The 557-nt window shown below is 39.1% G+C and carries 1 tRNA gene and 2 rRNA genes; all 3 read right to left on the minus strand.

Annotated features, from left to right (window positions below):
* Window positions 1–70: 70 nt before the first annotated feature.
* Window positions 71–145 (minus strand) — tRNA-Asn (locus ACYU87_RS27670).
* Window positions 146–262: 117 nt separating this feature from the next.
* Window positions 263–379 (minus strand): 5S ribosomal RNA (gene rrf / locus ACYU87_RS27675).
* A 40-nt stretch (window positions 380–419) separates the two neighbouring features.
* Window positions 420–557: ribosomal RNA gene (locus ACYU87_RS27680) — 23S ribosomal RNA — on the minus strand; the annotation flags it as partial.

Below are 557 nucleotides of genomic sequence, written 5' to 3' on the forward strand. Positions count from 1 at the left end.
GTGCGTCTGCCAGTTCCGCCACCCCGGCATTATCATATTTAAGCCATGTGGCTTTTAGCTAAAAAGCTATTGGCGCTCAGGGTGGGACTCGAACCCACAACCTACCGGTTAACAGCCGGGTGCTCCACCATTGAGCTACCTAAGCATAAAGCTAGATAGAATAATTCTAGGAAAACCTAGAATTTATCATAAATCTTTATTTAATTATTATTACTAACTCTTTTCAAACCTAATCGCAAAAACGATTAGGCTAGAAATAGTTATTTGGCAACTTCCTACTCTACCACACGGTTGCCCGAGCAGTACCATCGGCGTTATAAGGCTTAACTTCTGTGTTCGGTATGGGAACAGGTGTATCCCTTATGCAATCATCACCATATAAGAACTTTAAAAACTTTTGGTAATAGCAAACAATATTTCCAGTCAAGAGTAAAAGATTTAGTATCCATTAGCTTAATACATTACTGCACTTACACCTTGGACCTATCAAACGTATTTTCTTTACGTACTCTGAGAAATCTTATCTTGAGGTCTGTTTCGTACTTAGATGCTTTCAG

Source organism: Spirosoma lituiforme (assembly GCF_054776635.1).